17 protein-coding genes, 1 tRNA gene and 1 pseudogene are annotated in these 22,517 nt (G+C 67.7%); 9 read left to right on the plus strand and 10 right to left on the minus strand.

Annotated elements, in window-relative coordinates; genetic code table 11:
* The first annotated feature begins 442 nt into the window (after positions 1-442).
* Positions 443-1,600, plus strand: coding sequence for an NAD(P)-dependent alcohol dehydrogenase (locus tag QK291_RS12635; RefSeq protein ID WP_282382365.1), 1,158 nt, complete (start codon positions 443-445; stop codon positions 1,598-1,600).
* Positions 1,597-2,025, plus strand: coding sequence for an HIT family protein (locus QK291_RS12640; protein WP_282382367.1), 429 nt, complete (start codon positions 1,597-1,599; stop codon positions 2,023-2,025). The genes QK291_RS12635 and QK291_RS12640 overlap by 4 nt, the downstream gene beginning before the upstream one ends.
* A 54-nt stretch (positions 2,026-2,079) precedes the next feature.
* Here the strand turns inward: QK291_RS12640 and hrpA are convergent, their stop codons facing one another.
* Both hrpA and QK291_RS12650 read right to left on the minus strand, forming a co-directional pair.
* Positions 2,080-6,132, minus strand: a complete 4,053-nt coding sequence (gene hrpA / locus QK291_RS12645) for an ATP-dependent RNA helicase HrpA (protein WP_282382369.1) — start codon at positions 6,130-6,132, stop codon at positions 2,080-2,082.
* Positions 6,133-6,277: 145 nt separating this feature from the next.
* On the minus strand, positions 6,278-6,445 hold the full coding sequence (locus QK291_RS12650) for a hypothetical protein (RefSeq protein ID WP_282382371.1): 168 nt from the start codon (positions 6,443-6,445) through the stop codon (positions 6,278-6,280).
* Positions 6,446-6,537: 92 nt separating this feature from the next.
* Between QK291_RS12650 and QK291_RS12655 the strand changes: the two genes are divergently transcribed.
* Positions 6,538-7,506, plus strand: a complete 969-nt coding sequence (locus tag QK291_RS12655; protein WP_282382373.1) for a helix-turn-helix domain-containing protein — start codon at positions 6,538-6,540, stop codon at positions 7,504-7,506.
* Positions 7,507-7,590: 84 nt separating this feature from the next.
* On the opposite strand, the gene QK291_RS12660 is transcribed toward QK291_RS12655, so the two are convergent.
* Positions 7,591-7,905: a protealysin inhibitor emfourin gene (locus QK291_RS12660; RefSeq protein WP_282382375.1), complete on the minus strand. Its 315-nt coding sequence runs from the start codon at positions 7,903-7,905 to the stop codon at positions 7,591-7,593.
* 57 nt (positions 7,906-7,962) lie between these two features.
* Positions 7,963-9,021: a M4 family metallopeptidase gene (locus QK291_RS12665; protein ID WP_282382377.1), complete on the minus strand. Its 1,059-nt coding sequence runs from the start codon at positions 9,019-9,021 to the stop codon at positions 7,963-7,965.
* A gap of 230 nt (positions 9,022-9,251) precedes the next feature.
* Between QK291_RS12665 and QK291_RS12670 the strand changes: the two genes are divergently transcribed.
* The gene (locus tag QK291_RS12670) at positions 9,252-9,707 is read left to right on the plus strand and encodes an SRPBCC domain-containing protein (protein ID WP_282382379.1); all 456 of its coding nucleotides are present in this window, start codon (positions 9,252-9,254) and stop codon (positions 9,705-9,707) included.
* Between the two features lie 54 nt (positions 9,708-9,761).
* On the opposite strand, the pseudogene yidC reads toward QK291_RS12670, so the two are convergent.
* The 6 genes and pseudogenes from yidC to QK291_RS12700 form a co-directional block, all read right to left on the minus strand.
* Positions 9,762-10,535, minus strand: a pseudogene (gene yidC, locus QK291_RS12675) (membrane protein insertase YidC); the annotation flags it as partial.
* Between the two features lie 103 nt (positions 10,536-10,638).
* Positions 10,639-12,456 carry a carboxypeptidase-like regulatory domain-containing protein gene (locus QK291_RS12680; RefSeq protein WP_282382381.1) on the minus strand — a complete coding sequence of 606 codons (1,818 nt, stop codon included), beginning with the start codon at positions 12,454-12,456 and terminating at the stop codon, positions 10,639-10,641.
* A gap of 172 nt (positions 12,457-12,628) precedes the next feature.
* A tRNA-Arg gene (locus QK291_RS12685) sits at positions 12,629-12,701 on the minus strand.
* A gap of 77 nt (positions 12,702-12,778) precedes the next feature.
* Positions 12,779-14,314 carry an FAD-dependent oxidoreductase gene (locus QK291_RS12690; RefSeq protein WP_282382384.1) on the minus strand — a complete coding sequence of 512 codons (1,536 nt, stop codon included), beginning with the start codon at positions 14,312-14,314 and terminating at the stop codon, positions 12,779-12,781.
* Positions 14,311-15,183, minus strand: a complete 873-nt coding sequence (locus tag QK291_RS12695) for an FAD:protein FMN transferase (protein WP_282382386.1) — start codon at positions 15,181-15,183, stop codon at positions 14,311-14,313. Before QK291_RS12695 ends, QK291_RS12690 begins: the two co-directional genes overlap by 4 nt.
* A gap of 11 nt (positions 15,184-15,194) precedes the next feature.
* Positions 15,195-15,629: a hypothetical protein gene (locus QK291_RS12700; RefSeq protein WP_282382387.1), complete on the minus strand. Its 435-nt coding sequence runs from the start codon at positions 15,627-15,629 to the stop codon at positions 15,195-15,197.
* 169 nt (positions 15,630-15,798) lie between these two features.
* Here QK291_RS12700 and argS point away from each other — a divergent pair, with 169 nt between their 5' ends.
* From argS to thrB, 5 genes are read left to right on the plus strand one after another with little or no spacing between them, the layout of a single operon-like run.
* Positions 15,799-17,463, plus strand: a complete 1,665-nt coding sequence (gene argS, locus QK291_RS12705; RefSeq protein ID WP_282382389.1) for an arginine--tRNA ligase — start codon at positions 15,799-15,801, stop codon at positions 17,461-17,463.
* Positions 17,464-17,468: 5 nt separating this feature from the next.
* The gene (lysA, locus tag QK291_RS12710; RefSeq protein WP_282382391.1) at positions 17,469-18,950 is read left to right on the plus strand and encodes a diaminopimelate decarboxylase; all 1,482 of its coding nucleotides are present in this window, start codon (positions 17,469-17,471) and stop codon (positions 18,948-18,950) included.
* Positions 18,951-20,321 (plus strand): homoserine dehydrogenase, encoded by a 1,371-nt coding sequence (locus tag QK291_RS12715; protein ID WP_282382393.1) that lies wholly within the window; start codon positions 18,951-18,953, stop codon positions 20,319-20,321. It begins immediately after the preceding gene.
* Positions 20,322-21,428, plus strand: coding sequence for a threonine synthase (gene thrC / locus QK291_RS12720; RefSeq protein WP_282382395.1), 1,107 nt, complete (start codon positions 20,322-20,324; stop codon positions 21,426-21,428).
* 2 nt (positions 21,429-21,430) lie between these two features.
* Positions 21,431-22,417: a homoserine kinase gene (gene thrB, locus QK291_RS12725; RefSeq protein ID WP_282382397.1), complete on the plus strand. Its 987-nt coding sequence runs from the start codon at positions 21,431-21,433 to the stop codon at positions 22,415-22,417.
* The last annotated feature ends 100 nt before the right edge of the window (positions 22,418-22,517 follow it).

Here is a 22,517-nt window from a genome sequence, read left to right on the forward strand (position 1 = left end):
GCTGGGCCTGTTTTGGCTGGGCCTGTTTTGGCTGGGCCTGTTTTGGCTGGGCCTGGTCGGGCCCCTGATTGCCGTCCATGGAAACACACTATCGGGCACCTCGGACAATATGAGGACGGCTGATCCGCTGTAGGCATTTCCGCGAATTGCACGCCCGATTGGCACCGCCGGGACGCGGGCCAAAGGAGGCAAGGCTGCCCGCCACAACAACGCGGGGTCACGGGGTCACGCTGCGCCCGTTGTCCGCCGTCGGATGGGCCGGAAATGACCCCGCGTTGCTCCTCTTGTTCCGCTGATTGTCAGGCGGCGGGCGCCGCAACGATGGGGGCAGCGGATCAGCACACAGGACCCGGCGCCTCAACAAGTCCCTCGCCCTGATTGGCCCCAACAAGCTGCCCGCGCTGATTGGGTAAGTCCCGCCACCCGGGGGTAGCGTCGAGTCATGACTCCTGGACGCCCTGTACCACCGCCCCTCGCCAAGCCGCTGCCCGATCTCGTCGCGCCGGCCGAAGCCACTGACGGCCCGCGCCTTGCCGCGGCCTACGGTGCGACAGCCAGCGACAGCGGCCTGGTCCCCCTAACGGTGGCCCGCCGCGCGCCGAAAGAAGACGACATTGAGATCGCCGTCGAATTCTGCGGACTCTGCCACTCGGACGTCCACGCCACCCGGGGTGAATGGGGACACCAGAACTACCCGCTGGTTCCCGGCCACGAAATCGTGGGCAGGGTCAGCCGTGTCGGGGCCGCCGTCGACGACTTCACGCCCGGCGAGCTGGTCGGCGTCGGCTGCCTGGTCGATTCCTGCCGTGAGTGCGACAGCTGCCTCGACGGCCTGGAGCAGTACTGCGAAAACGGCATGACCGGAACCTACGGCTCAAAGGACCGCCGCAACGCGGACTCGATCACACAGGGCGGCTACGCCACCTCTGTCGTGGTGGACCGACGCTACGTGCTGCACGTCCCGGAGAGCCTCGACCCTGCCGCGGCCGCGCCGCTGCTCTGCGCCGGCGTCACCACCTACTCCCCGCTGCGCCACTTCGACGTCGAGGAGGGGGACGTCGTCGGCGTCGTAGGCCTGGGCGGCCTGGGCCACATGGCCGTGAAGCTGGCCAAGGCCATGGGCGCCGAAGTGAAGGTCTTCACGACCTCCGAGTCCAAAATCGCCGCAGCCCGCGAACTCGGCGCGGACGAGGTCATCCTGTCCCGCGACGAGGCAGCGATGGACGCCGCGAACCGGAGCATCGACGTCATCATTGACACCGTCGCAGCGCCCCACGACCTCAACCCGTACTTCCGCACCCTGCGCGTTGACGGGGCCCTGTTCCAGCTCGGCCTGCCCTCGGAGGACATGCCCCCGGTGAACCCCGGTGCGCTGATCCGGCGCCGGGTCGCGTACGCCGGGTCGCTGATCGGCGGCATTGCCGAGACCCAGGAGATGCTGGACTTCTGCGCCGAGCACGGCGTCACCTCCGATGTTGAGGTGGTCCGTGCCGACCAGCTCAACGAGGCCTACGACCGCATGGTGGCAGGAGAAGTGAAGTACCGTTTTGTCTTGGACACCAGTACCCTCGGAACACCCTCGGAAAGGGCAGACGCATGAGCACTCTCTTCACCAGGATCATCAAGGGCGAGATCCCCGGCCGCTTCGTCTGGCGCGAGGACGACGTCGTGGCGTTCCTGACCACCGGCCCCCTCGCCGACGGCCACACGCTCGTGGTGCCGACCGAGGAAGTGGACCGCTGGACCGATGCGTCCCCCGAGTTGCTGGCCCGGGTGATGCAGGTGGCCCAGAAGATCGGCGCCGTCCAGGTCGAGGTGTTTGACGCCGCGCGCGCCGGACTCATTGTGGCCGGCTACGAGATCAACCACCTGCACGTCCACGTGTGGCCGTCCAACACCATGGCGGACTTCGACTTCGGCTCGGCGGACCAGCACCCCGATCCCGGGCAGCTGGACGCCAACGCGGAGAAGATCCGCGACGGGCTCCGGAAAGCCGGACACGAGGCCCACGTCCCGGAGTCTTAGCCCGGCGCCGTACTGACCACCCGCTGGCGCGGGTCTGCTGTCCCTCACCGGGCGTCAGGCCGGCGCCAGCGCCTTGTTGAGCACAGTGCGGATCCGCTTCTCGGAGACGGAATAGACGGTCCCGAGTTCTACGGCGAAGAGGCTCACCCTGAGCTCCTCGATCATCCAGCGGACCTGGGTTAACTCGGCTCCGGCCCGCCGGCCCGGGAGCAGCGCCGACACGGCGTCGTCGTAATCGTCCTCCAGGGCCTGGACCGCGGCCATGTGCTGGGCGTCCCGCTGGACGTTGGTGGGGAGTTTCTCAAGTCGCTTCTCGATCGCGGCGAGGTAGCGCGGCAGCTGGCTGAGCTGGTTGTAGCCCGTGCGTGCCACAAAACCGGGGAATACGAGCTGCTCCAGCTGGCTCTTGATGTCGTTGAGGGCGCTGATCAGGGCCAGGCTTGTGGTGCCCTGCAGTGCCTTCTCGATCCTCCGGGTGCTGGCCAGGATGCGCTCCACGACCGCGGTGACGGTGAAGACGGTGTCGATCAGCTCGGCGCGGACCTTCTCGTAGAGCGCATTGAAGGACGCCTCGTCCCACGGCAGTTCGGCCGGGGTGAGCTTGTCGATCGCGGCGAGGGCGCAGTCGGCAATCAGCGCCGTGACGGAACCGTGCGGGTTCTGGCTGAAGGTGAGCTTCTCGGTGTTGTTCAGGTGTTCCAGGACGTAGCGGTCCGGCGGCGGCACCCTCAGGGCCAGCAGGCGGATGACGCCGCCGCGCATGGCTTGGTCCTGCTCGGAACGCGTCTGGAAGAGCCGCAGGGCCACGGACTGGCCCTCATCCACTAGCGCGGGGTAGCCGGTAACCGTATGGCCCTTCACCGTGCCCTGGACCTGGCGCTGCAGTGTGCCGAAGGACCAGGAAGTCAAGCCAGCCTGCTCGGCGAAACCGGCCGCGGCCGCCGCCACAGCGGAAGCCGCAGTCCCCGGCGCCGCTCCGGCGGCCCGGGATGCCGCCGTGCCGGCGGCCTTGCCGCTGGACCTCCCGTTGGACGTGCCGATCGAGGCGGGGGCCGTCGTCGCGGGTGTGGCGCCCAGCGACTCGGCGATCGCCCGGCGGGTGGCCGGTGCCAGCCGTTCCTGCAGCGCGCCAAGGTCCTTGCCCTCGTCGAGGATCTTGCCCTGCGAATCCACGACACGGAAACTGACCCGCAGGTGGGCCGGAATGGCGTCCCAGTTCCACGACTTCGGCGGGATGACCTGGCCGCGGAGCCGGCGCAGGACGAGCTCCAGGGAGGCCTCCAGGTCGTCGGTGGCCGGATCGAAGTCCGCCTCGAGGGCCGCGACGGCCTGCCGGGCGACGTCAGGGGCCGGCACGAAGTTCTTACGCACCTGCTTGGGCAGCGACTTGATCAGGGCCGTGACCAGCTCCACCCGCTGGCCTGGGATCAGCCAGCGGAACGCCGCGTCGTCGAGCTGGTTCAGGAACAGCACCGGCACCTCGGCGGTGACGCCGTCGGACGGGTTGGGCGGCGAGCCGGGCGCCACGGGGTGGAACTCATAGCTCAGCGGCAGCTCAAAGCCCTTGTGCAGCAGGGTCTTCGGGTACGCCGTGTCATCCAGGGCATCGGCGTCCTCGCTGATCAGCAGCGCCTGGTCGAAGTCGAGCAGCGCAGGGTCCTGCTGCCGCGCATCCTTCCACCACTTGTCGAAGTGGCGCTCGGATACGACGTCCCTGCCGATCCGGGCGTCGTAGAACTCAAAGAGTGTCTCGTCGTCCACCAGGATGTCCCGGCGCCGCATCCGCGCCTCAAGCTCCTCGACCTCGAGGAGGAGCGCCCGGTTGCGGTGGAAGAACTTGTGGTGGGTCTGCCAGTCGCCCTCGACCAGGGCGTGCCGGATGAACATCTCCCGGCACAGCTCCGGATCCACCTTGCCGTAGTTGATCCGGCGGCTCGGGATGATAGGCACGCCGTACAGGGTGACCTTCTCATGGGCCATCACCGAGCCCATCTTCTTGGACCAGTGCGGTTCGCTGTAGCTGCGCTTGACCAGTTCCGGCGCTACCTGTTCGACCCAGAGCGGATCGAATTTCGCCGCCACCCGGGCCCACAGACGGCTCGTCTCCACGAGCTCCGCGGCCATAACAAACGTGGGGGACTTCTTGAACAGCGCAGAGCCCGGGAAGATCGCGAAGCGGCTGCCGCGGGCGCCGGCGTACTCCCGCTTTCGCTCATCGAGGATGCCCACGTGGCTCAGCAGGCCCGAGAGCAGGCTGATGTGGATGCCTTCATGGTTGCCCACCGGATCGGCCAGTCGGTTGTTGTCCAGGCTGATGCCGAGCGGCCGGGCCAGCTGGCGAAGCTGGGCGAACAGGTCCTGCCATTCGCGCACGCGCAGGTAGTTGATGAACTCGGCACGGCAGAGCCGGCGGAAGGCCGTGGAGGAGAGCTCCTGCTGCTTCTCCTGGATGTAGTTCCAGAGGTTCAGGAAGCCTGTGAAGTCCGAGTTTTCGTCCCGGAAGCGCGCGTGTTTCTCCGCGGCAAGCTGCTGCTTGTCGGTTGGACGCTCGCGCGGGTCCTGGATGGTGAGCGCTGCGGCGAGGATCATGACCTCGCGGACGCAGCCACGCTTGCCGGACTCGACGATCATCCGGCCGAGCCTGGGGTCCACGGGAACCTGGGCAAGCTGCTGCCCGACGGCGGTCAGCCCGCCGCCGTTTCTTCCGGCAGGGCCGCCGGTAGCCGACCGCCGGCCGGGGCGTCCGTCGCCGTCGCCTGTCTCCTCCTGCGGACGCGCGGCGCTCAAGGCGCCCAGCTCGCGCAGGAGGGTGACGCCGTCGTTGATGGCCCGGGAGTCCGGCGGCTCCACAAACGGGAAGTTCTCGACATCCTTGGGCCCGCGGGCGACGCCCATCGCGGTCATCTGGAGGATGACGGCGGCGAGGTTGGTGCGCAGGATTTCGGGGTCGGTGAACGGCGGCCGGGACTCGAAGTCGTCCTCGGAGTACAACCGGATGGCGATGCCGTCGGAGACGCGGCCGCAGCGGCCGGAGCGCTGGTTGGCCGACGCCTGCGAGACCCGCTCGATCGGCAGGCGCTGGACCTTGGTGCGGTGCGAATACCGCGAGATGCGGGCGGTGCCGGTGTCAATGACATATTTGATGCCGGGGACCGTCAGGGAGGTCTCGGCGACGTTGGTGGCCAGCACGATCCTGCGCTTGCTGCCGGGGTGGAAGACCTTGTGCTGTTCCTGCAGGCTCAGCCGCGCGAAGAGCGGGAGCACCTCGGTGCCGGCCAGCTTCCGGTTGGACTGGATCCTGCCGTTGAGGGCCTCGGCGGCGTCGCGGATTTCGCGTTCGCCGGAGAAGAAAATCAGGATGTCGCCGGGCGCCTCCTGCGCGAGTTCGTCGACGGCATCGCAAACGGCGTCCAGCGGATCGCGGTCCTCTTCCAGTTCGTCGTCGGAGGCAGCAATTGCAGCGTCGTCGGTGCTGCCACCGGCGGCCCCGCCGGCCGGCTGGGACAGCGGCCGGTAGCGGATTTCGACCGGGTAGGTGCGCCCGGAGACCTCGATGATCGGCGAGGGCTCAACCTCGCTGCCGAAGTGCTTGGCGAAGCGCTGCGGATCGATGGTGGCCGAGGTGATGATGATCTTCAGGTCCGGCCGCTGCGGCAGGATCCGCTTGAGGTACCCGAGGATAAAGTCGATGTTCAGGCTGCGCTCGTGCGCCTCGTCGATGATGATGGCGTTGTACCTGCGCAGCAGCTTGTCGCGCCGGATCTCGGCCAGCAGGATGCCGTCGGTCATGAGCTTGACCTTCGTGTTGCGGCCCACCTCCCCGGTGAAGCGGACCTGGAAGCCTACTTCCTGGCCGATCTCGACGCCGAGTTCCTCCGCGATGCGCTCCGCGACCGTGCGGGCGGCCAGCCGGCGCGGCTGCGTGTGGCCGATCAGCCCATTCTCGCCCAGGCCAAGCTCCAGGCACATCTTCGGAATCTGGGTCGTCTTACCGGAACCGGTCTCGCCGGCGATGATGGTCACCTGGTTGGCCGCAATGGCGGCCATCAGGTCCTCGCGGCGCTCGGAGACCGGCAGCTCGGCGGGGTAGGAGATATGCAGTGTCATGGCTGCACACAGTCTACTGGGAACTGTCCGCGCGGCGGTTCCGGGACAAAGAAGTGCTCGGCCCCTGTCGGGGCCGGGCAGCGGTGGGGACGGGTAGTGGACGGGACGCTGGAGGGATGCGGCGTGATCGGGTCTCGGCCGGGGCTCAGAAGATCCGGAAGGTGTAGTTGGTGCTGGGCAGGTCCAGCGCGGTCCAGTAGTCTTCCGAGCGGACCGGCGGGTTGTGGCCGAGTCCGTCCTTGCGGAGGGCTGCGACGGTGGCGGCGAGGCCGACGACGATGAGGACAATAAGGGCGATTCCGATGAGTTCCATACCTCCATGGTTCTCCGGCGGCGGAGGCAAAAGAAGTGGCAGAAATGCCCAAAAAGCTATAATTTCTGCCACTGTTCTGCCAGAATGGATTCATGATCAAATCAGTGGCGATGATCGTGGTTCCCAACTTCTCGATCTTTGAGTTCGGGACCGCGTTTGAGGTCTTTGGTGTGGACCGTTCGGACCGGGGGACCGGCGTGCCGGCCTTCGACTTCCGGGTCTGCACCCCCGTCCCGGGCGAGGTCCCGATGAAATCCGGGCTGTCACTGCACGTGGGTCTCGGGCTCGACGCCGCAGCGGACGCGGACCTGGTCATCATGACCCCCTACGGCCGGGACGAGGACCTCCCGGAATCCGTCCTTGACACACTGCGGGCCGCGAACGCCCGCGGGGCCTGGGTCATGTCCATCTGTTCGGGAGCCTTCGCCCTGGCCCGGGCCGGGCTGCTGGACGGCCGCCGCTGCACGACGCACTGGCACTATTCCCAAGAGCTCGCCAGCCGCTACCCCGCGGCGCGGGTGGATGAGAACGTCCTGTACGTCGAGGACGGCCGGATTATTACCAGCGCGGGCACGGCCGCGGGCATCGACGCCTGCCTGCACCTGGTCCGGATGGAGTTCGGGGCGAACGTGGCGGCGGCCATCGCCAGGGACATGGTGGTTCCGCCGCACCGCGACGGCGGCCAGGCCCAGTTCATCGACCGGCCGATCCCGGCCTGCGGCTCCGAGCCCATGGAGGAACTGCTGCAGTGGATGGTGCGGCATCTGGGGGAGGACCATTCGGTCAACGAGCTCGCCGCGCGTGTCCACATGTCGCCCCGGACCTTCGCCCGGCGCTTCCGCTCCGAGACGGGTGCGACCCCGGCGGCCTGGCTCAACTCACAGCGGGTGCTGCGGGCCCAGGAACTGCTTGAGACCACGGACCTGAACATCGACGAAATCGCCCGCGAATCCGGCTTCGGCCACTCGGTGCTGTTGCGGCACCACTTCGCCAAGGTGCTGGACACCAGCCCGCAGTCGTACCGCCGAACCTTCCGCGGACATCTGGCCGCGGCAGTCTAGATACTCTCACTGGCCGCGGCCAGATAGCGGCGCTGCCGGTCCGGGGGCGTCAGCGCGCGGATCGCGGCGGTCAGTCCGGGGGCGTCAGCGCCGGGGTACCGGCAGCCCGTCCGACGGCGGGGGCCCGGCCGCCGCTTTTGCCGTCTCGACGAGGTCCCGCCAGGGGCCGGTGACGGCCTGTTCGGGCAGGGTGGCGCGGTGCTGCCCGGCCTGGATGTTGTACAGGAACCGGTCCGGCTGGCCGGCGGCGGCACCCCGGCCGGGCTTGGGGACGGCGTCCCACGGGCAGGCCTCAATGAGGGGCTGCCAGAGGTCCGTATCCTCCGGCGGTGTGGGCTGCACGGTCCACGTCCGCTTCATGCCGGCCACGCCGCCACTGCGCTGGACGGTGATTTTCATCGGTCTCGGATCGTCGGGAGACGGCAACGTTCATGGTTTCGGAGCGCCATGAGCTAGTTATCGTCTGGCTCCAGGGAACTTTACCTTCACAGTTTCCCACGCGGATCGCACGGCGTCATGCTCTGTGGAATCCGCCCCGAACAGGTCTCTGGCGGAGGCGGCAGTGGCCTTGGCGAACGCCCCGAACGTGGCGGTCGGGGCGAGGGTGCCGCCCGTCAGGGTCTCGTACCAGATCCGGCCCGGCGCGTCCCAGGCGTTGCCGCCCAGCGCCGTGGCCACCAGGCAGAACGCCCGGTTGGGGATCCCGGAGTTGATGTGCACGCCGCCGTTGTCAGCGCTTGTGTGCACGTAGCCGTCCATGGAGTCCGGCTGCGGGTCCTTGCCGAGCACGTCGTCGTCGTACGCGGACCCCGGGGCCTTCAGGGAACGCAAAGCGGTCCCCTGGACCTTTTCCGTGAAGAGGCCCTCGCCGATCAGCCAACTGGCCTCCGCCGTCGACTGCTGCCGGACATGCTGCTCAACGAGCGCCCCGAAGACATCGGACATCGATTCGTTCAGCGCGCCGGCCTGGTTGCGGTAGACCAGCCCCGCCGAGTACTGGGTGACGCCGTGAGCGAGTTCGTGGCCGATCACGCTCAAGGACTTCGTGAACCGCTGGAACACTTGGCCGTCGCCGTCGCCGAACACCATTTGCTGGCCGTCCCAGAACGCGTTGTCGTACAGGCGTCCGTAGTGGACCGTGGCCTCGAGGTGGAGGCCGTTGCCGTCGATCGAGTTCCGGCCGAAGGCTTCGGCGTAGAGGCGGTGGGTGTGCCCCAGCCCGTCATAGGCCTCGTCGGCGGCGGGATCGCCGGTGGGAGGTTCCCCCTCTTTGCGGACCACAATGCCGGGGAGCTGCTCCGCGGATTTGGCGTCGTAGACCGTCCGTTCCGGCGGGGCCGGCTGGGGTTCCCGCAGTCGCGGATGGCTGCCAGGCCCGGGCGCGGCGCGGGACGCCTGGAAGCTCGGGACGTGGTGCAGGGCTTCCTTTGCCGCACGGGCGGCGGCGGAGAGCTCGGGTTCGCGCTGGGCCGCCAGGCGGCGAAGCATGTACGGAGGAATGATGGAACAGTGCATGTGAGACCCCTTTGTGCTTCGGCGGGATCCCGTGGTGGTGCGGCAGCCGGCACCCAGTCCAGCCACCCGGCCGCCGGAACCCCGCTGCCGATGCAGACAGCCTACGAGCGGGCACCGACAATTGGCAGGGGGGCGCGCCCTGTTCCGCATTCCGCACCCGGCCTGTTCCGCACCCGGCCCGTTCCGCACCCGGCCTGTTCCGCAGTTCGCACCCGGACGTAAAATCACGCATGGAAAAGTTAAGGTATTCGGTGGCGATCAACGCCCCCTTGCAGGACGTGTGGACCACGATGCTGAACGGTGCCACGTACCGGGAGTGGACCAGCGTGTTCAACAGTGATTCCTACTATGTGGGGGACTGGAGCCAGGGCAGCGAAATCCGTTTTCTCGGGCCCGACGGCGACGGCTCGCTGGCGGGGATGATCGCCACGGTCGAGGAAAACCGGCCGAACGAGCTCATTTCCCTGCGCTACATCGGGCAGATCGTCAATGGCGAGGACGACACCATCAGCGAGGCCGCAAAAGCTTTTATGGGCGCCCATGAGAAGTACGCCTTCAGCGCGGCCGGTGGGGTGACGACAGTGGACGTGGAGCTCGACAGCGAGGACGAGTTCGTTGCCATGTTCGACGAGGCGTGGCCGCTTGCGCTGGAGAAGCTCAGGGACATCGTGGAGGCCCGGGGCTGACCCGGCCGGATTCTCCGGCCGGGCTTCTCAAGGGGAGCGCGGGTCAAGGACGATCTGCTGGACCACGGTCCACAAATTCGTGGTGGTCCAGTAGATCAGGACACCGATGGGGAAAATGATGCCACCAATGCCGAAAACGATCGGCAGGGCGTAGAGCACCGCTTTCTGTTGCCGCAGGAACGGCTCCGCCATCGACTCGGCGGTCACCGTCCTGGCCATGATGTGTTTTTGCGTGATGACCTGCGCCGCCGTCATGGCCAGGATCATCACGATCGAGAGGATCCACACCGCCACCACGTTGCCGCCCCCAGGCGTGCCGTGCAGCAGGGACGCGGACAGCGGGGCGCCAAAGATGCTCGACTCGCCGAACTGCACCACCTGCCCGTGGCTCATGGCGCCGATGCCTCTGCCGCTGGTGGCCGCCGACGGAATGCCGGACAGCACCGTGAAGAGGGCAAAGAAGAACGGCATCTGGATCAGCGGCGGAAGGCACGCCGAGAACGGGTTGGTGCCGTGCATCTTGTAAAGGCCCATCTGCTCCTGCACCATGGCCTGGCGGGAGAGCGGATCCGTTTTGCCCTTGTACTTCTGCTCCAGTTTTTTCAGCTCCGGCTGCAGGAGCCGCATGCGGCGCTGGGCCCTGATCTGCCGCAGGGATACGGGAAGCAGGGCGGCGCGGACGAACAGCACCAGACCGATGATGGACAGGGTCCACGTCCAGCCGCTGGCGGCGGGCATGCCGAGGGCTCCGAGGCTGTCATGGAGTCCCACAAGGATGGCCGACACCAGCCACCGGAACGGTAACAGCAGGGCCGCGCCAACGTCCACCCGATGCCCCCACTCGTAGGGCCGCAGCGCGGCCTTCGACCTTGCGTTCTGTCAGCCAACACGAAAGAACCCCCAGAATCCAGTGGATCCTTCCCGGGCGCGGTCAGCGCGCTCGAGGGGACCGCTGGAGCCGTCGGTGGACAACAGCCGCAGCGACACGGATCGGAGCCAGCGCATACCAGCTGGCTGGCAGGTATGGGCGGTTCGGCGGTTCGCCGGTCCTGGCGTCCGGGTTGGACCCGGCCACAGCGCCACTGTCCCGTTCGATCACTTCCGCTGTACCGGCGCCGCTGGGCTCAGCGGCGCCGGTGGGTTCGGCGCCGCTGGGCTCTCGGGCTCCGGTAACCGCGGGCGTGACGTCAGGGCCAGCATCGTTGAGGTCATTCGGCCGGGGTGGCGGGACCCGCAACGGTGCGGCGGCCGGGGCAACCCGCATCAATCTCGTCGACCGTTTCTTTTCGTCGGAGAATCCCACAACGTATGAGCCTGCGCGCAACCCTTTGAACACGTATGGCGGGTCGCTTGGATTAATGACGGCAGTCTCGAGAGCCACTCCCGGGGTGCCGGAGGCGAAGAGGCTTACGGTGGTCTTGTGCTCACCGATGGCGTCGGGGTCTTTCACACTTCCGCTGATGGACGCACCCTTAACGAGGGTGGCATTAACTCCCGTCAGGTCCTCGCCGGTGCCCAGCACGATGGGAGTAGCGTCGTCAAAGGAATCCGCGTTTTTGTACCACTGGACCAAGGCGCCGCTGTCCGGGTCCTGGAATTCAGTGAAGTACACGGTGGCGAACTCAATTTTGTAGGATCCGGCAGGCAGGTAATTGAGCGAGTAGCTGCCGTCGGCCTTCAGGTATGTCGAACCGACGGACGCGGACGGGTTCCCTGTTGCGTAGGCGGAGATTATCACCTTGCCCGCCTCCACTCCGGGCGGGACCGTGACGGTGCCGCTGATGCTGGCCGCTTTGACCAGCGCCGCGTCTATGCCGGTTACGTCCTGTCCCTCTGCGACGCTGATGGCTTTTGCGGTGCGCCAGGACGTTGCGGAGCTGTACCACTGCCCCAGGGCTCCGCTGACGCTGAAGTTCACGTTGTACTCACCGGGAGCCAGCCCAATGATGTGGTAGCTGCCGTCGGCGGCGACCGTGGTGTGTCCGGTCCAGCCCCTCTCGCCCGGAACGGTGACCTCAACGCGGGTGTCAGTGAGTGTTACCCCGGCCGGAGCGGTGACCGTCCCGCTGATGCTGGCGCCCTTCCTCAGGGTCGAGTTGACGCCAGTGACATCCTGTCCGTCCGTCACGGCGATGGCAGTGGCTGTTTCGGCGGTGGGCGCGTTGTCGTAGTACCGGGCCATGGCGTGGCCGTCGCCGGAAAACCACAGCAGGTGGGACCCGGCGCGGAGACCCACAATTTTGTAGGTGCCGTCGGCGGCCACCGGCCAGCCGCCAGAGACACCATTGTCGTAAACCTTGGTATCGGTCAGAGTTACCCACGAGGGTGCGGCCAGGGTTCCACTGATGGTGCCGCCCTTGACGAGGGTGGCGTTGATCCCGGTGAGCTGCTGGCTGTCAGTCACCGTGACGACTTCTGCTGCCGAACCGTGAGGGGCATTGTTGTACCACTGGTCGAGGGCGCCGCTCCTTCCGGTGAATTGCAGCCGATAGCTAGCTGGCGGAAGCCCGGAGAGCTCGTATGACCCGTCCGGCTTGAGCATTGTGGATAATTCAAGGTCATAGACTTCACCGGCCACAGCCCACACCTCCACCAACCCGGCATCTACGCCGGCCGGTACGGTCACTGTGCCGCTGATGCTGGCCGGGGCCCGGGCCGGGTCCGGTTCCGCCTGTGCCGGGACAGTTCCCACCGCGGCGAGGGCGCTGAACAGCACGGCTATTGCGGCGACGATCAGACCAAATCTCAAGGCGCGGTCGTGCATGCTGACCCCTATGGTCGTCGACGGACAGACCCGCCACATCCGGTGCCTGCCACCAGCAGACGATCGCATTTTACACGTGCTCGTTCGGGCTGGGGAGCACTGTCAGGCGGACAAGCGAAAACCCCGCCACTTCCATGAAGTGGCGGGGTTTTTTCTGTGCCCTCGATTGGAATCGAACCAACGACCTTCTGCTCCGGAGGCAGACGCTCTATCCCCTGAGCTACGAGGGCAGTCAGGGTTCCTGCCGTTACCAGCGGGACGTCCTAGAGCTTAGCAGGAAGGTGGGCTCGAAGGGAAAATCGGTCGCTCAGTAGCCCGCGAAGGAGTCCACATGGATCCGCCGCGCCCCGGCCCGGCGGGCGGCGGCACGGAGGGAACGGACACTCGCGGGGGAGCCCGAGACGTAAACAACCCGGCCCGCGATGTCGGGGACGAGGTCCTTCAGGGTGGCGCCGTCGATCCGGACGGCGCCGGCATCCTGCATGAACGCCGGCGGCGCGGAACCGTCGGCAAGCCGGGCGATGACCCGGGCCCCGGTGCGTCCGAGTTCCCCGGCGTAGGCGAGCTCGGCGGCCGTCCTGGCCAGGTACAGCAGGACCACGTCCCGATCCCCGGCGGAACCCCCGGACAGTTGGGCCAGGTACGGGGTGATGCCGATACCGGCCGCTATCAGCAGCACGGGCGCCTCCGGGCTCCGCGGCAGGACAAAGTCGCCGCCCACGGTGGTGGCCGTCAGCTCGTCGCCGGGCGCCAGGGCCAGGAGCGACCGCTTCGCCGCGGACCGCGGTTCGGCCGTTCCCACGCCGATGGTCAGTTCCGGGGAGTCCGGGGCACTGGTCAGGCTGAACACCCGCCGCCGGCCCTTGTGGTCCGCCTTTCCCTCCGGCAGGTTCAGTTCGATGTACTGTCCCGGCGTGAAGCGCAGCGGCCGCTCGGGCTGGAAGCTGAACTCCGTCGTCGTCGGGGTCAGCGGGCGTGAGCCCCGGAAGTGGAGCAGAATGCGGCCGCGCTGGCCGGCGGCGAAGGCGAGAGCGTTCCCCGCGAGCAGCGCCAGTTCGGGGGAATTGGCCACGAAGCCCAAATTGTAGGGAATGGCGAACAGCAGTCCGACGACGGCGGCCAGCGCCAGCTGCTGCCGGCGGCGCGGCGGCAGGGTGAGCGGCTCGGTCAGCATAAAGCCGACGAAGAACAGGACCGGGCGCTGGGCGATGGACTGCCACAGAGCCTCGCCCGCTCCCATGCCGGCGCGCAGCAGTTCCACGGACACGATCGACACCGCCACCACAGTGAACACGGACGCCATCAGCAGCTTCCGGACCCGGACGAGCACCAGCAGGACACCAGGCAGCACCAGCCAGAGCATCGCGGGTGTGGCGGCCCACCAGGTGGCGATATTGAGTCCGGTCAGCCCGGTGATGAACGCGCCGGCCGCCGCCGGATTGAAAATGTGGCGGCCGCGCCAGGCCAGGGCGTACTTGGACGCCGAGGCGAGCGCACAGGCGAGGGCGACACCGGCCACGTCCAGGTACTGGAGCCCCGTCGAAAACTGAGTGGGCCAGAAGAGAAAGTACAGCAGCAGGCCCGTGATCAGGGACGACTCGGAGTGCGGCCGGACGTGGAACACGGCCGCGATCACCCGGTTTGAGGCATACGTCAGGCCGAGGCAGAGCGCCAGGTGGGCGATCATCTCCGGGAGCCCGAACGTCAGCCAGCCGAGCACATCGAGCAGCAGGCTGTAGCCGGCGAGCACGGCCAGGACCCAGAGGACCAGCCGGTACATCGTGAACCGGCCCAGGGCAGCGTCCAGCCGCGACCCGAAGGGCGTGGAGACGGTGGCGGTCATGTAAACAACACCCCTTCGAAATCGGCCGAGTACTCTGCGTGGCCGTCCGAGTGGACGGTCAGCCAGGAACAATCGAATTCCTCCCGCAGGCGGGATCCCTCGACGAAGAACAGCGCGGTTGCCAGCGCGTCGGCCACCATGGCGCTCGCTGCCATCGCCCAGCTCGCGACGACGGTGCGCACCGGCGCCCCGGTGGTGCCGTCCAGCACGTGGTGCAGCCCGTCGCCCCAGGCGCGCCGGTTGGCCGCGGAGGCGCAGAGCGCCCCCGCCCCGAGACAGACGATGCCGATGGCCCGGTCCGGATCATATGGATGCTCCAGGCCCACCTCCACCGGTATGGTTCCCGCGTTGACCAGGTCACCGCTCGCGTCGATGAAGTGTTCGCTGATGCCGGCGCGGCGCAGTTCGGCGGACAGCAGATCCGCCAGCTGCCCCTTACCGGCCGCCCCGACGTCGATCACCACCGGGGCCCGGGTCGTCAGCACCGTGCCCTGCCAGTCGAGCACCCCGGCCCAGGGCGGGGCGGGCAGCGGAGGTCCGCCCGGGCGGAGGGAGTAGCCGGCGTCATAGCCGAGCTGTTCGAGGCTGCCGCCGATCAGCGGCGTCATGGCCCCGCCGCTCAGCCGGTACAGCGCTGCGTAGAGCGGCCCCAGCTCGGCGGCACCGGCTGGCAGGGTGTACCGGCCCGGCTGCCGCGCGGCGCCCGCAATCACGGAGTCCGGCCGGAAACGGGACCACGCGGCGTCGTAGTCCGCGACCGCAGCCAGCAGCCGGCGGCGGAGCGCGCCGGACAGCGGGGAGGGTGTCGAGATGTCCCAGCGGGTACCGATCCCGTCGAAACTGAAATCCGCCCAGCCGGGATGCGGCACGTTTCCTCCTGCTACTTTGCCTCTGACTTGATCTTTTCCACGGCCTGGCTAAAGCCGCCGCTGGTCAGCGATGAGCCGGCCACTTTGGAGACCTTGATTTCCTCGAGCTTCTTGCCCACGATCTGGGAGTGGATGCCGCCGGCGAACTCGCCCTGGAACTTCCTGGTGTTGGGGTTCGACGGATGCTGGGTGATCTGGACATCGGTCACGGCCCCGCCGGTGAGTGTGAGCTTCACGCCCACCGTCTCGGTGCCGTTCGGCGAGACGTAGTTGCCGTCCGCGCTGTAGATGCCGTCCTTGTAGGTGGCGCTGCCCGCAACGGCTGAGGGCGCGGCGCCGGTGGCCTGGGTGCCGGTGGCCTGCCCGGGCGCGCAACCGGCGGCGGTGCCGACCAGGGAAAGTCCGGCGATGCCTACGAAAACGCTTTTTCGGAAAGAGGTGTTCATTCAGCGACTCGTTTCTCTAGCGACGATCAGGGGAATGACGGACAGCTGTAACCCGCACGCGGAGACCCGCAGTGGATACTCCCATGACAACGTATGAATCAGCGTAGTGGTTCACCCTGTGAGCCAGCCTCAATTCCGCCACACTGCAGGCCACCGGTAGGCTGGAACCGTGACCCCAGAAGAACTCTCCCTCGCCATATCCGCCTGCCTGAAGGACGCCGTCGCCGCCGGTGAAATCGCCCTCTCCGCATCCGATGTCCCGGGTGAGGTGCGCGTTGAGCGTCCGAAGAACCGCGACCACGGCGACTGGGCCACCAACATCGCCCTGCAGCTGGCCAAAACTGCAGGCACCAACCCCCGGGAGTTCGCCTCGGTCCTGAGCGCCCGGCTGAAGTCCATCGACGGCGTCTCCGCAGTCGACATTGCCGGTCCGGGGTTCCTGAACATCACTGTCGACGCCGCCGCCTCCGGCGCCCTGGCCAAGGCCATCGTCGAGGCCGGCCCGGGCTACGGCACCAACACCGCGCTCGCGGGCCACACGGTCAACATGGAATTCGTCTCCGCCAACCCCACCGGGCCGCTGCACATCGGCCACACCCGCTGGGCGGCCCTGGGCGACGCGATAGCCCGCGTCCTCCGGGCCTCCGGCGCCGACGTCACGGCCGAGTACTACATCAACGACGCCGGGTCGCAGATGAATGTCTTTGCCCACTCGGTCCTGTCCCGGCTGCACGGCCGCGGGGTCCCGGAGGGCGGCTACCCCGGCGAGTACATCGCGGACCTTGGCCACGAGGTGCTGGCCCAACACCCGGACATCCGCGAGCTGACCGACGTCGCGGCACTGCCAGTGATCCGCGGCGCGGCCTACAAGGCCCAGCTGCACGAGATCAAGCGCACCCTGGCCGAGTTCGGCGTCGCCTTCGATGTCTACTTCTCCGAACAGGAACTCCACGACGGCGGCGCGATCGAGGACGCCGTCGCGCGGCTCCGGGAACAGGGCCACGTGTACGACGACGGCGGTGCGGTCTGGCTGCGCACCACGGACTTCGGTGACGACAAGGACCGCGTGATGATCCGCGCGAACGGCGAGCCGACGTACTTCGCCGCCGACGCCGCCTACTACCTGTCCAAAAAGGACCGCGGGTACACCGAGAAGATCTACCTGCTGGGCGCGGACCACCACGGCTACATCAACCGGCTCAAGGCCATTGCGGCCGCCGCCGGTGACGACCCCGAGGTCAACATCGAGGTCCTGATCGGCCAGCTGGTCTCTGTCAACGGCGCCAAGCTTTCCAAGCGTGCCGGAAACATCATCGAGCTCAAGGACCTCATCTCCTGGCTGGGCAAGGACGCGGTCCGCTACTCTCTGGCCCGCTTCCCGGCCGATTCGCCGCTGACCCTGGACCCGGAACTGCTGAAGAAGCACAGCAACGAGAACCCGGTGTTCTACGTCCAGTACGCGCACGCCCGGTCCCGCGGGACGGCGCGCAACGCCGTTGCCGCCGGGGTGGAGCGCCGTGTGGACGGCAAAGACTGCTTCGAGGCCTCGCTCCTCGAGCACGCGACGGAAAACGAGCTGCTCTCCTATCTCGGCAGCTACCCCTCGATCGTGGCCAAGGCCGCCGAACTGCGCGAGCCGCACCGCGTGGCCCGCCACCTCGAGGTCATCGCCGGCGCCTACCACCGCTGGTACGACGCCTGCCGGGTGGCGCCGCTGGGCGACGAGCCGATCACCGACCTCAACCGCACCCGGCTGTGGCTCAACGACGCCACGAGCCAGGTGCTGGCCAACGGCCTGGAACTGCTGGGCGTCTCGGCGCCGGAACGGATGTAACTGCCATGACCACGAACCCGTCCACCACCGGCGCAGCCTCCCCGCTCGCGCCGGAATGGCTGCAGGTCCCAGCTGACCTCAATGCCCTGCACGAAGGGCTGTGGGCCGGCGGGGTGGCCCGGAACAAGGCCGGCGAACTCGCCATCGACGGGATCACCGTCAGCGAGCTCCAGCGCCAGTTCGGTACACCCCTGTTTGTGATGAGCGAGAACGACTTCCGGGCCCGGGCCCGGGCCTTTTCCGACGCCTTCAACGACGCCTTCGCCGACATCTGCGGGGGAGTGGACGTCTACTACGCCGGCAAATCCTTCCTGTGCACCGCGGTGGTCCGCTGGGTGGAGGAAGAGGGGCTGCGGCTGGACACGGCCTCCGGCGGGGAACTCGCCGTCGCGGCCCGCGCCGGAATCCCCGGACCCGACGTCGCGCTGCACGGCAACAACAAGTCCGACGGCGAGATCCACCGCGCGCTGGACCTGAAACTGGGGCGGATTGTGGTGGACAGCCTCGCCGAGCTCGAGCGCGTCGCCAAGATCGCCGACGCCCGCGGTGAAACCGCGAAGGTCATGCTGCGGCTGACCCCGGGCGTGCACGCCCACACCCACGAATTCATCGCCACAGCCCACGAGGACCAGAAGTTCGGCCTCTCGATGGCCGGTGACTCCACGGACCAGGCCGGGCTGTCCGCGGCCGAGGAAGCCGTGGCCGCGGCGTCGGGCTACCCCGGCATCGAGCTGCTGGGCCTCCACTGCCACATCGGCTCGCAGATCTTCGAGCCGGACGGCTTCGCCCTCGCCGCCGAAAAGCTGCTGGATTTCCTTGCCGCGATGCAGACCAAGTACTCGATCGTGCTCCCCGAACTGGATCTCGGCGGCGGCTACGGCATCGCCTACACGCCCGTGGACACCCCGCGCCCGGCAGCCGAGATCGCCCAGGCAATGGCCGCCGTCGTCCGGACCAAATGCGCCGAACTGGGGATTTCCTCCCCGCGGATTTCAATCGAACCGGGACGCGCGATCGTCGGCAGCACCACCTTCACGCTCTACGAGGTGGGCACGCTGAAGACCGTGCGGGTCGATGCGCCGGCCCCGGGCGACGCCGGCGCACCCGGCGAAAGCGTTACGTACCCGCGCCGGTATGTGTCGGTGGACGGCGGCATGAGCGACAACCCGCGCCCGGTGCTCTACGACGCGGATTACTCGGCAATTCTGGCGTCCCGGACCTCGGAAGCGGCCCCGCAACTGTCCCGCGTAGTGGGCAAACATTGCGAGAGCGGCGACATAGTTGTTAGAGATGTATATCTGCCCGAGGACGTGGCAGCCGGTGATCTGCTCGCTGTACCGGGTACCGGCGCCTACTGCTGGGCCCTGTCAAGCAACTACAACTATCTGGCCCGGCCGGGCGTTGTCGCTGTGCGCGACGGATCTGCCCGGCTCATCGTCCGCGGGGAAACCGAAGAAGATCTGCTCAACCGCGACATGGGAGTCTGAATGACCGAATTGCGAACCCTGAAAGTAGCCCTGCTGGGCTGTGGCAACGTCGGGGCCCAGGTCGCGCGGATTCTCCTTGACGACGCCGAGATGCTGGCCTCCCGCGCCGGCGCCCGCCTGGAGCTGGCCGGCATCGCCGTCCGCAACCTCGAGGCCCCCCGGGATGTTGAACTGCCCCGCGGGCTGTTCACCACCGACGCCGAGACCCTGGTCAAGGACGCCGACCTGGTGATCGAGCTGATGGGAGGGATCGAACCTGCCCGGACCCTGATCCTGACCGCCATGCGCAACGGCGCCTGCGTGGTCACCGGCAACAAGGCGCTCGTTGCCAAGGACGGCCCCACCCTCCACGAGGAAGCGGACAAGGCCGGTGTGCAGCTGTCCTACGAGGCCGCCGTTGCCGGCGCCATCCCCATCCTGCGGCCCATCCGGGACAGCCTCTCCGGCGACCGGATCACCCGCGTGCTCGGCATTGTCAACGGCACCACCAACTTCATCCTGGACCAGATGGATTCCACCGGGGCGCAGTTCGCCGACGCCCTGGCCGAGGCCCAGCGGCTGGGCTATGCGGAAGCCGACCCCACCGCCGACGTCGAGGGACACGACGCCGCCTCGAAGGCCGCGATCCTGGCCTCGCTGTCCTTCCACACGCGGTTCTCCCTGGATGACGTGTACTGCGAGGGCATCAGTTCCGTCACGTCCGCCGACATCGCCGCGGCGAAGGACGCCGGCTTTGTCATCAAGCTGCTGGCGATCGCCGAGAAGCTGGCGGCCGAAGGCACGGAAACAGGCACAAAAACAGGCAAAAAAACAGGCACGGAAACAGGCGCCGACGGGAACTCGGGCGTGTCCGTCCGCGTGCACCCGACCCTGCTGCCGCGCGAACACCCGCTGGCAGCAGTGCGCGGAGCGTTCAACGCCGTCTTCATCGAGGCCGAAAACGCCGGCGAGCTGATGTTCTACGGCCAGGGCGCCGGTGGCAAGCCGACCGCCTCTGCCGTGATGGGCGACCTCATCTCCGCTGCCCGCAGCATCGTCCTGGGCGGTCCCGGCCGTGCCGAGACCACGACGGGCCAGGTGTCTGCGCTTCCCATCACCGCCGCGGTCACCAGCTACTACATCGGACTCGACGTCGCGGACCAGCCCGGTGTGCTGGCCAAGATCGCCCGGCTCTTCGCCGAGCACGGCGTTTCCATTGAAATCATGCGGCAGACCATCCACCGCGATGCTGATTCGAATATCCAATCGGCGGAACTGCGGATCGTGACCCACCGCGCAAGCGAGGCAGCACTGGCAGCCACCGTCGAGGCCGTCAAGGGCCTGGACGTCATCAATTCAGTTACATCCGTACTGCGGGTAGAAGGAGTCTAAGTGGCTCACCAATGGCGCGGCGTTATCCGCGAATACGCCGAACGACTGCCGGTCACCGAAGCGACCAAGGTCATCACCCTCGGGGAGGGCGGCACCCCGCTGGTTTACGCGCAGCAGCTTTCCGCCCTCACCGGCAGCGAGGTCTACCTCAAGGTTGAGGGGATGAACCCGACCGGTTCGTTCAAGGACCGCGGCATGACCATGGCCATGACCGCGGCGGTCGCCGCCGGGGCCAAGGCGGTCGTCTGCGCCTCCACCGGCAACACCTCCGCCTCGGCCGCCGCGTATGCCACCGCGGCCGGGCTCAAATGCGTCGTGCTGGTGCCCGAGGGCAAGATCTCGATGGGAAAGCTGAGCCAGGCGATCGCGCACGGCGCAACCCTGCTGCAGGTCGACGGCAACTTCGACGACTGCCTCGACATTGCCCGCAAGCTGGGGGAGTCCTACCCGGTCTTTCTGGTCAACTCGGTCAACCCCGCCCGGATCGAGGGCCAGAAGACCGGTGCCTTCGAGGTGGTCGACTGGCTCGGTGACGCACCGGACTTCCACGTCCTCCCGGTGGGCAATGCCGGCAACATCACCGCGTACTGGAAGGGATATAAGGAATACTGCGCACCGTTCGAGTCCGCCACCGCCGGAACGCTGGCCGCAGTCTCCACCCGGACCCCGGTCATGTGGGGCTTCCAGGCCGCCGGCGCCGCACCGTTCGTCGCCGGCCACCCGATCACGGAACCGGACACGATCGCGACCGCCATCCGGATCGGGAACCCCGCGTCGTGGGATTCCGCCATCGCCGCGCGGGACGAGTCCGGCGGCGTGATCGAAGCGGTGACGGATGCGGAAATCCTGTCCGCCCACCGCTGGCTGTCCGCCCGTGAGGGCGTCTTCGTCGAGCCGGGCTCCGCTGCCGGCGTCGCGGGCCTGATCAAGAAGCATGCCGCCGGCGAAGTGCCGGCGGGCAAGACCATCGTCATCACGGTCACCGGCCACGGCCTGAAGGACCCGCAATGGGCGCTCCGCACCGAGGACGGCAGCGAAGTGCAGCCCGAAAAGGTCTCGAACGACGTGGTCACCGTGGCCACGGCCCTGGGCCTGGAAGAAAAGTAGCTGTGGAAACGACCCTCACCATCCCGGCCGAGTCCGCCGCCGACACGCCGGCGGTTCCGGCCGGGCAGCTCGTGACGGTCCGCGTGCCGGCGACGAGCGCGAACCTGGGCCCGGGGTATGACAGCCTCGGCCTGGCGCTGACGCTGTTCGACACGCTGACGGTGGAAACCCTGGACAGCGGCGAGCTGGAATTCGAGCTCAGCGGCGAGGGGGCCGAATCCCTGCCCCGCGATGCCAGCCACTTGGTGGTCAGGGCCATCACGGAGGCCCTGCACCGCCTCGGCTTCCGGCACGACGGCCTGCGGATCACGGCCGACAACATCAACCCGCATGGCCGCGGCCTCGGCTCCTCGGCCTGTGCCGTCGTCGCCGCGGTCACCGCCGCCAATGCCCTGGTCCCGGAGCCGGCGCGCCGAGACAAGGACTGGGTCCTGCAGCTCACCAGTGAGATGGAAGGGCACCCGGACAACGTCGCACCCGCTATTTTCGGCGGGCTGGCGTTGTCGTGGCAGGACAGTGACCGATACAGCAGCACCTGCGCGGCGGTCGCCTCCGCGGTGATTCCGGTGGTTGCCGTGCCGGACTTCGAACTCTCCACGGAAGCCGCACGGGCGCTGCTGCCTGCCTCGGTGGGCCACCACGCCGCCGCCATGAACTCCGGTCGCGCGGCCCTGCTGATCCACGCCCTGACGCAGAAGCCGGAGTTCCTGCTGGCCGGCACCGAAGACTACCTGCACCAGAGCTACCGAGCCGCGGCCATGCGCCCCAGCGCGGACCTGATCGCATCCCTGCGGCGGGCGGGCTTTGCCGCCGTCGTCTCCGGCGCCGGACCCACCGTGCTGGTCCTCGCCAACGGGGAGGCCCAGGCCGAGGCCGCCGTCGGGTTCATCGGCGCTTTCACGTCCGGCAACACGCCGGACGTGGGCTGGCGTGTGATGAAGCTGGCTGTGGACGTCGAAGGTGCTAAAGTGGAAGTGCACCGGCGGTAATCACGCAGGCAGTAATTCAGTTACTGTTCAAAAGACCGCGATGTTGGCCTAGTTGCCTCTCTCATCTTTCACTGCGCAATATTTTCCGGTGCCACCTGCT

This window comes from Arthrobacter sp. AL12, from assembly GCF_029960645.1.
GTDB lineage: Bacteria > Actinomycetota > Actinomycetes > Actinomycetales > Micrococcaceae > Arthrobacter.